We start from the raw sequence: 8,464 nt of genomic DNA on the forward strand, positions 1-8,464 counted from the left end.
CGCTTCAGGGTTGCAACTCTCGGATCGGCCGCACCTCGACACTGCCGACCCGCGCAGCGGGAATGCCCTTGGCAATGTTCAAGGCCTCGTTCAAGTCTCGCGCATCGACCAGATAGAAGCCGGCCAACTGCTCCTTGGTTTCGGCAAAGGGGCCGTCGGTCAGGCTCATCTGCCCGCCGCGCACGCGCACGGTAGTCGCGGTCTGCACCGGCTTGAGCGCCTCGGCGGCAAGCATGCGACCACTGCCCTGGATCGATTCGGCGTAGGCCATGCACTCGGCGTCGGCCGGGCTGTCGGGCAGGCTGTGCAGCAGACTTTCATCACAGTAGACCAGGCACAGGTATTTCATCGTCGTCTCCACAGCTGGGGATACTATGGCGGCAGATCGCACCGCCTTAGAAAGCGCGATTCGGCATAACTCTCGGGTTTTTCAGCTCAAGGCTTGAGCGAGAACAGCGCGGCACCGGACTCCATGTCGAACGGTGCCGACCAGTGCTCATGAATGACCTTCCATTGCCCGCCGATGCGCTGGTAGCCGACGGTAACCCGCATGTAGCAGCTTTGATCCTCACCGCCTTCGCTGTTGGCCGGGCCACAACGGTTGAGCCAATGCGCCAGTGCCAGCTCCGGGGTAGCCTGGATCTGCAATTGCTCGACCTCGAAGACCATCTCGCCCGGGCAATGCTCCATACAGGCCTGCCAGTGGGCGCGGTAGGCAGCCTTGCCCTTGAACTGCAGTGCCTTGACCGCATCGAAGGCACGGATGTCATCGGCGTAAGGGGCGGTGATGGCCTCGATGTCACGGGCGCGAACAGCCGGAATCCACTGTTCGATGAGTTGGCGGATTTCGTTCTCGGCGGCACTGTTCATGGTCGTGTCCTCTGCGCGATCAGGCGCCGAACCATTCGGCGCGTTCACAGATGGTCGAATGGCAGCGGCTGAAATCGACAGACAGGGAAAATGGTTGTTCACGGAATCCTGGGGCTATGATTCTTGGGTTGGGATGTTGCAGGCTGCGGGCTTATCCATTTTGTGTGGCGCTGCTGCCGGCCCCTTCCGCCTTTACGGCGGCGCCTTGAACTACGCGCATCAAGATCAAGCAAGTCGGTGCTCGCTTTGCCAGCGAGCTTGTCCCGCTCCGGCGTCAGCTTGGCTGCGCCATAATCTGATTTCGCAGATACGCCAGTGCAGGCGCCGCCCGTAACTTCGCGACTTCAGGAGGCTGAGCGTAGGTGTCTGGAGGGGGCTGGTGCGCAGCACCCTTCGGCCCAAGCCGAAGTCGCGAGACGTAGACTTGGCGTAGCAAGTCGTAGGCCGCGATGCCCCTGGAAGGCACCGAAGCGAAGGAACCCGGAGCGAAGCGTAGGGCCGTATGCAGGAGCGAGCGGTTTTGGTTCCTTTTGCCAAGAACAAAAGGGACCCGCCGTAAGGGCGGAAGGGGCCGGCAGCAGCGCCACAGCGAATGGATTAGCTCACAGCCTCAAAAACCAACCCAAGGATCGCATCCGCGAAGCCCCCTAAAGATCAGCCCTTGGCCAAAGGCTTGAGAAAGTACACCACCCGCTCAGTTTCACTAAAGCCCAATGCCGCATGCATCGCGTGACTGCTGTGGTTGTCCAGGGCAGCATCCGAGGCCAGCTCGCTGCAACCCAGGCTGGCGCCCCACTGCTCAACCGCCGCAATCAGGTGCCCGGCAACACCCTGGCCCCGAGCCTGGGGCGCGACGAACACGCCTTCGAGAAAGGCCACCGGCGAACTGTTGCTGCCATTGACGTAATCACTGCGGATCGAGGCTTCGGCAAAACCCAAAGCGCGCCCGGCGCGGTCACGGGCCAGAAAGGCCACCAGGCGCTGGGGCTGCTCGATGATTTCGCGCACTGACTGGCGGTGTTCCTCCAGCGGGCACTGGGGCCACAGCGCCTGGCGCAGCACAAGCCAATCGTCTTGCTGTACATCGGTGCAGGTTTCGATCATTTGCTTTCCAGAGGCAGCCATATTTCCATCACGCTATTGCGGTCATCGGGGTTGAAGTCCTGGCCATAACGCTCGAACTCAGGCGCGTTGGCCACGGTTTCGCCGGACACCGGCACCCAGTCCTTCCATATGGCCTGAAAGGTGGCCTTGAGATTGTCGAGGCTGCCGTGGTGCTCAAACACTGCGTAACGTCGGGCCTTGAGTTCGACATGCTGAAAACCGGCCGGCAGCGAATCGGTGTCCTGCACCCGGACCCCGGCGATATAGTCGAAATTGCCTTGGCCATCACCGTTGCTGCACACCCCGTAGGTTTCCCCGCCTATCTGCCCGGGAACCCGGCCAATGTGCTGCTCGAAGCGTTGCCACAGGGTGGGGATTTGCTGGAGGGTGGCCTGGCCATAGCGCTCACCAAGTCCGGCAACCGTGAAGGTACGACCGTCTTCGAAACGCGCGGGTTTGATCGGGGGAGTCTGCAGAGTCATGTCCTTTGCCTCGTTCGCCAGGGTAATGGGCACAGCGTATCCGTACCCAGCGCTAGGGTAGCGGCAATTACCCATTCTCGGAATCTGCTCGAGGGCCCGCCCCTGACGAAAAGAGCCCCTTGCGGAGCTCTTGGCATTATTGCGAAAGAAAACTGCCGCCTGAGCGTTTGGCGCGTTTGGCGGCGTGTTTTTCTTTGGCGGTTTTCAGTGGTTTTTTCTTCGTCGCCTTTTTTGCATCCAGACCTTTCATCGAAGCTCCTCCTGCCTGACGGCACCTGCGCACCGGTGTCTCGAATCATTATAGACCCGGCGCGGCCGCAGGCACGGCGAGGATGAACTCGCGGTAACCGGAAAGAATCACGTAGCCGGCGAAATAGCAGAAAATGCCCGCCGACAGCAGGTACGACCAGGTCAGCAAGCGATCCCCCAACAACCGTCCGCCATGGCTGGCAATGCCGCACAACGACAGGCACCAGATCAGCCCGGCGGCAAAAAAACCGGAGAGAAACAGCCCGGCTTCGAACAGGCTGCCGCCACCGGAACGGGAAATCAGCACCCCGCCGACCGCGGCAAACCAAAGGATGGCGCTGGGCGACGACATGGCCAGGAAGATCCCGCGCATGAACTCGCGCCAGCCCGATTCCACGACCACCTCGCCACGGGTCTCCAGGTGGGCGTTGCCACGCAGCGCCGCCAGCAGCATCTTGATGGCAAACCACACCAGCAACACCGACCCGCCCAGCCACAACACCCAGCGTACCGTTTCAAATTGCAGCAGCACGGTCATCCCCGCCAATGCCGCAATGGCATACAGCAGGTCACCGACACAGGTGCCCAGCCCCAGCCAGAAACCCTGCAGGAAGCCTCGCTGCATGGCCAGGGTGATCATGGCGATATTGGCAATGCCGATATCCAGGCACAACGACAAACTCAGCAGAAATCCATTTGAAAAAGGCATCGACGTTCCGTAACCGCTGTTGAGGGCAGGCGCTATTTAAACGGTTTTTCGCCGGGCTGTATTGGAAGAAATTGCCTTTACTCAGGCTTGTGCTGCACGCTCAAACACTTCATCGGCCCATTGGTTGAGGCTCTTGCCTGCCGATTGAGCTGCGATGGTCGCCGCGGCATGGACTTCTGGCCTGATACGCAGCATGACTTTGCCGGAAGCGGGTTTTTCCGGCTTGACCCCACGCTCGGCGCAATCGGCCAGGTAGTCATCCAGCGCCAGGTGAAACGCCTCGTGCAACTGCCTGACGGCGCTGGCGTGGAAGCTGATGATGTCACGCACACCCAGGACACGACCGACGAAAATATCGTCCCGTGGATCGTATTCGACTCGGGCGGTGTAGCCCTTGTAGCTCATAGTGTTCATGGTTGAACTCCTGCCCGTAGAAGAAACTCGCGGGCTTCTTCCACCTGATATCGCTTGGCCTCTTTGCCCGGGTGCGGCCGGTGACAGCGCCAAAGCTGATCACCCAGGATCAACTTGACCCTGGAGCCCTCACGTTCCTGCACTTGCCCGCCCAGATACAGCACTAGCGCCTCGATGTCGGTAAACACCAGGCTGGCGCTGGTCGGTGTGCGGAAGATGCTGTCGAGGATCTTTCGATATCGATTGTTCATCGGAAAATGCTATCAAAATAAGATAGCACTTTTTCCAATGCTTCAATTCAGGATTTTTCAATCACCCGCCAATACCTGCGCATACCGCTGCCGATCAATATTCGCCCCGCTGAGAATCACCGCCACCTTGCGCCCCTGCTGGCGCTCGCGCTCCTGGATCAGCGCGGCAAGCCCGGCGGCCCCTGCGCCTTCGGCGGTGTTGTGGGTGTCTTCGTGGTAGATGCGCATGGCCTGGGCCACTTCCTCATCGCTGACGCGCACGATGCGCGCGGCATGCTGGCGGATGATTTCGAACGCTTCGGGCAACGGCATGCGGCAGGCCATGCCGTCGGCGAAAGTATTGGCCGTGGCGGTGGTGACGATGCGGCCCTGCTCCAGGCTCTGGGCAAATGCGTCCGCAGCACTGGACACCACGCCGACGATTTCTGTGCGCAGGCCAAGCAGGTTGCGCGCCTGGATCAGCCCGCAGATGCCCGAGCCCATGCCGATCGGCACGTAGACGCAATCGAGCGCATGCACCGCCTCCAGCAACTCCAGGGCATAGGTGGCGACGCCGCGAATCAGCTCGGGGTGAAACGGCGGCACGCTCTCAAAGCCGTGCAACTCGGCCAGGCGCGCGGCCTCTTCGCGGGCCTGGTCAAAGTCGGCGCCGTGCTCGACCAGTTGGGCGCCAAGGGCGCGCATCGCCGCATTCTTCTCCCGCGAGTTGCCCTCGGGAACCACGATGATGATCGCCAGCCCGGCAGTGCGCGCGGCCAGGGCCATGCTCTGGCCGTGGTTGCCACGGGTCGCGGTGACCAGGCCACGTACCGTGGGCTTCTGTTCCCGCAACCACTGCACATACATCAGACCGCCGCGCACCTTGAAGGCGCCAGTCGGCGCGTGGTTCTCATGTTTGACCCAGACCTCGCAGCCCAGCCGTTCGGCCAGGCGCGGCCAGGCGTATTGCGCGGTGGCGGGAACGCTGGCATGAACCAGGCGGGCAGCATCTCGCAGGGCAGGCAGGTCGAACATGAAACACCTCGGCAGGATCGGATTTGACCTGATCCTAGTCGCCGCGCATTGTATGGGTAAATTCTTATATTGCATGGCCAACAATAAATGTGGACCCCTACCCTCAGCGCCGATGCCCAGCCGCGCTACCTGGCCCTGGTCGACGCCATTGCCGCCGCCATCGAGCGCGGCGAACTGAAAGTCGGTGAACGTCTGCCGCCACAACGACGCCTGGCCTGGAACCTGGGGCTCAACCCCAGCACCACCCAGCAGGCCTACCGCGAAGCTGCAGCCCGGCATTTGGTTTCGGGGGAAGTCGGGCGTGGCACTTATGTGCTGGCCGGCAGCAAGGAGGCCACACTGTTTCGCCTCAAGCAGAAGGACCTGCAGCCGAGCCTGATCGACCTGTCGACCAATGTACCGGTGATCGACCCGGCCAACCGCGACAGCGAAACCACCTTGCAGGTGCTGTTGCAGGACGGCCAGGCGGGTTGCCTGGACCATTACCTGAGCGCCGAAGCGTTGCTGCGCGGCCGTGTGCACGGTGCCGCCTGGCTGGCCAACCGTGGCCTTGAGCTCAATGACCGGCAGTTGCTGCTGTGCGGTGGTGCCCAGCAGGGCTTGTTCACGGTGTTGCTGTCGCTGTGCCAGCCGGGTGAAGCGGTGCTGGTCGAAGCCCTCACCGCACCCGGTATCAAGGCCGCCTGCCGGCAGTTGCGCCTGCCGCTGCATGGTATCGCCCTGGACGATCAGGGCATTGTGCCAGACGACCTCGATCGGGTCGCCCGTGCCACCGGCGCGCGCATCATGGTGCTGACCCCGAGCCTGCACAATCCTACCGGTGCGTGCATGAGCAGCGCACGCCAACAGGCGATCGCCGAGGTGGTCGAGCGCCATGACCTGCGGGTGATCGAAGATGATGTCTACGGCGCGCTGACCGACCAGCCACCGCTGTGGCGGTTGCTCGGGCACCGCGGCGTGTTGATCAGCAGCCTGTCGAAAACCGTTGGCGCCGGCCTGCGCCTGGGCTGGATCGTGGCTGATCCAGCCCTGCTGGCACAGGTCGATCCCCATGCCCAGGCCACCCATTGGCAGGTGTCGCCACTGAACCTGCAGATCGCATGTCGCTGGATTGCCGATGGCACGGCGCAGCGGCGCCTGGCCTGGCAGCGCGAGGAAGTCCTCCAGCGCTGGCGCCTGGCCTGCAGAATTCTGGGTAGCCACCTGGTCAATAGCCAGCAGCCTTCCCCACACATCTGGGTCAAGGCCGGGCACAGCGCCGCCCGCTTGACCGAGGCCTGCCGGGCCAGCGGCGTGGCGGTGGTGCCAGGCGACGTGTTTGCGGTAAAACAGCATGACCTGGAGGCGATCCGCATCAGCCTGTCGGCGGCTGGCAGCCGGGCCGAACTCAAACAGGCACTGGAGCACGTGGCAAAGGCGCTGGAGGCCTGATGAGCAAGCACGCTTTGTATGCCGAGGCGCAAACCTACCTCGCCGCCCTGGACCGACGATGGGCCGCGCACATCGAGGCAGTCGGTCCTTGCCTGCATCAACCCAAACCCACCCGCGACCCGTATCAGGCGCTGGTGCGGGCCATCGCCTACCAGCAACTGCACGCCAAGGCCGGCGATGCGATTCTCGGGCGCTTTCTGGCGCTCTACCCGGACACCGGGTTTCCCAGCCCCGAGCAGGTGCTGGCAACCACCCCTGAGCAATTGCGCGGTTGCGGCTTCTCGGCGAACAAACTGGCGACCATCCAGGGCATCGCCCGGGCACGGGTCGAAGGGCTGGTGCCGGACTATCAACAAGCCTCGGCACTGGCAGATGAAGCGCTGATCGAGCGCCTGGTCAACCTGCGTGGAGTAGGCCGCTGGACTGTCGAGATGCTGCTGATCTATACCCTGGAACGCATGGACATCCTGCCGGCCGACGACTTCGGCGTGCGCGAGGGCTATCGCCGCTTGCAGGGCCTGGAGAAGCAACCGACGCGCCGGCAGATGATCGATCTGGGCAAGCGCTGGAGCCCTTACCGGACCGTGGCCGCCTGGTACCTGTGGCGGGTACCGGCCAAGCGAGTTTGAACGCAAGACCCGGAGTTCTTCCCGTGAGCCGCAGCCGTAGCCTGAACCCATCGATCAACGCCAGGAGCACCCCGTCATGAGTACAGGCAAACCACGGATCAGCGAATCCGACCCGCGCTGGCAGGCCATACTGGCCCGCGACCCGGCCGCTGACCAGGCCTTTGTCTACGCCGTGCGCACCACCGGTGTGTACTGCCGGCCGAGCAGCACCTCGCGCCTGCCGCGCATCGACAATGTCGAGTTCTTCGACAGCGCCGAACAGGCCGAAGCCGCCGGCTACCGGCCGAGCAAGCGCCGCGGCGCCGACCAGACCCATGTCGCCGAACAGCACCGGGCCCAGGTCACCCGCGCCTGTGCCTTGATCGAAAGCGCCGACCCGGCGCCGAGCCTGAACCAGCTGGCCGAACAGCTGAAGATGAGTCCGTTCCACTTTCACCGGGTGTTCAAGGCGGTGACCGGGCTGACGCCCAAGGCCTACGCCTCGGCCCACCGCGCGCGCAAGGTACGCGTTCAATTGCAGCAGTCGGCAACGGTCACCGACGCCTTGTACGAGGCCGGGTTCAACTCCAACAGCCGCTTCTACGAATCGAGCAATGCCCGCCTGGGCATGACCCCGGGCACCTATCGTGACGGTGGCGCCAACACCGACATCCGCTTTGCCATCGGCCAGTGTTCGTTGGGGGCGATTCTGGTGGCGCAGAGCGAACGGGGGATCTGCGCAATCCTGCTCGGTGACGACCCGCAGGCGCTGCTCAATGACCTGCAAGACAAGTTTCCCAAGGCCAACCTGATCGGTGGCGACGCCGGGTTCGAAACCCTGGTGGCCAGGGTCGTGGGCTTTATCGAGGTGCCGGGCATCGGCCTGGACTTGCCACTGGACCTGCGCGGCACAGCGTTCCAGGAGCGGGTCTGGCAGGCTTTGCGGGCGATCCCGGCCGGCAGCACTGCCAGCTATGCCGAGATCGCCCAGCGGATTGGCTCCCCCAGGGCTGTGCGCGCCGTGGCCCAGGCCTGCGCGGCCAACGCCCTGGCTGTGGCCATCCCGTGTCACCGGGTGGTGCGCAGCGATGGCAACCTCTCGGGCTACCGCTGGGGCGTGGAGCGCAAGCGTGAGCTACTGGCGCGCGAGAGCCAGTGAGGCGGGTTACTGGAAGTTGACGTCGAAGGCCTGGTAGAAGGCGTTGCCGGTATCGGCGACCAGCCACAGCAGGACGATCACATGATGGCCGTGCTTGTTGCTGGGTAGCTTGACCTCATGTTCGACCTTGGCCTTGAGCTTGTCCTTATGCTCGTAATACGGCGTGTAGGGAT

11 protein-coding genes and 1 pseudogene are annotated in these 8,464 nt (G+C 63.2%); 3 read left to right on the forward strand and 9 right to left on the reverse strand.

Annotation, left to right across the window (positions count from 1 at the left end):
* Positions 1-4: 4 nt before the first annotated feature.
* From UW3_RS0113800 to UW3_RS0113840, 8 genes are all read right to left on the reverse strand, one after another.
* The gene (locus UW3_RS0113800; RefSeq protein ID WP_010223085.1) at positions 5-349 is read right to left on the reverse strand and encodes a YciI family protein; all 345 of its coding nucleotides are present in this window, start codon (positions 347-349) and stop codon (positions 5-7) included.
* 86 nt (positions 350-435) lie between these two features.
* Positions 436-870: a YybH family protein gene (locus tag UW3_RS0113805; RefSeq protein WP_010223086.1), complete on the reverse strand. Its 435-nt coding sequence runs from the start codon at positions 868-870 to the stop codon at positions 436-438.
* A 654-nt stretch (positions 871-1,524) separates the two neighbouring features.
* Positions 1,525-1,974, reverse strand: coding sequence for an aminoglycoside 6'-N-acetyltransferase (gene aac(6'), locus UW3_RS0113810; protein WP_010223087.1), 450 nt, complete (start codon positions 1,972-1,974; stop codon positions 1,525-1,527).
* Positions 1,971-2,456 carry a GyrI-like domain-containing protein gene (locus UW3_RS0113815; RefSeq protein ID WP_010223088.1) on the reverse strand — a complete coding sequence of 162 codons (486 nt, stop codon included), beginning with the start codon at positions 2,454-2,456 and terminating at the stop codon, positions 1,971-1,973. The genes aac(6') and UW3_RS0113815 overlap by 4 nt, the downstream gene beginning before the upstream one ends.
* A 298-nt stretch (positions 2,457-2,754) precedes the next feature.
* Positions 2,755-3,414, reverse strand: a complete 660-nt coding sequence (locus UW3_RS0113825) for a LysE family translocator (protein ID WP_026001317.1) — start codon at positions 3,412-3,414, stop codon at positions 2,755-2,757.
* 81 nt (positions 3,415-3,495) lie between these two features.
* Positions 3,496-3,828: a type II toxin-antitoxin system HicB family antitoxin gene (locus UW3_RS0113830; RefSeq protein WP_010223090.1), complete on the reverse strand. Its 333-nt coding sequence runs from the start codon at positions 3,826-3,828 to the stop codon at positions 3,496-3,498.
* Positions 3,825-4,079 (reverse strand): type II toxin-antitoxin system HicA family toxin, encoded by a 255-nt coding sequence (locus UW3_RS0113835; protein ID WP_010223091.1) that lies wholly within the window; start codon positions 4,077-4,079, stop codon positions 3,825-3,827. The genes UW3_RS0113830 and UW3_RS0113835 overlap by 4 nt, the downstream gene beginning before the upstream one ends.
* A 57-nt stretch (positions 4,080-4,136) precedes the next feature.
* A complete protein-coding gene (locus tag UW3_RS0113840; RefSeq protein ID WP_010223092.1) occupies positions 4,137-5,093 on the reverse strand; it encodes a threonine dehydratase in 957 nt (318 codons plus the stop codon).
* A gap of 87 nt (positions 5,094-5,180) precedes the next feature.
* On the opposite strand from UW3_RS0113840, the gene UW3_RS0113845 reads away from it, so the two are divergent.
* The 3 genes from UW3_RS0113845 (at position 5,181) to ada (ending at position 8,291) form a co-directional block, all read left to right on the forward strand.
* A complete protein-coding gene (locus tag UW3_RS0113845) occupies positions 5,181-6,524 on the forward strand; it encodes an aminotransferase-like domain-containing protein (RefSeq protein ID WP_010223093.1) in 1,344 nt (447 codons plus the stop codon).
* Complete coding sequence (locus UW3_RS0113850; protein WP_010223094.1) at positions 6,524-7,153, forward strand: DNA-3-methyladenine glycosylase family protein; 630 nt, start codon at positions 6,524-6,526, stop codon at positions 7,151-7,153. Before UW3_RS0113845 ends, UW3_RS0113850 begins: the two co-directional genes overlap by 1 nt.
* A 76-nt stretch (positions 7,154-7,229) precedes the next feature.
* Positions 7,230-8,291, forward strand: coding sequence for a bifunctional DNA-binding transcriptional regulator/O6-methylguanine-DNA methyltransferase Ada (ada, locus tag UW3_RS0113855; RefSeq protein ID WP_010223095.1), 1,062 nt, complete (start codon positions 7,230-7,232; stop codon positions 8,289-8,291).
* 6 nt (positions 8,292-8,297) lie between these two features.
* On the opposite strand, the pseudogene UW3_RS29545 reads toward ada, so the two are convergent.
* A pseudogene (locus UW3_RS29545) lies at positions 8,298-8,464 on the reverse strand (lytic polysaccharide monooxygenase); the annotation flags it as partial.

The sequence above is a fragment of the Pseudomonas donghuensis genome (assembly GCF_000259195.1).
GTDB classification, from domain to species: Bacteria; Pseudomonadota; Gammaproteobacteria; order Pseudomonadales; family Pseudomonadaceae; genus Aquipseudomonas; species Aquipseudomonas donghuensis.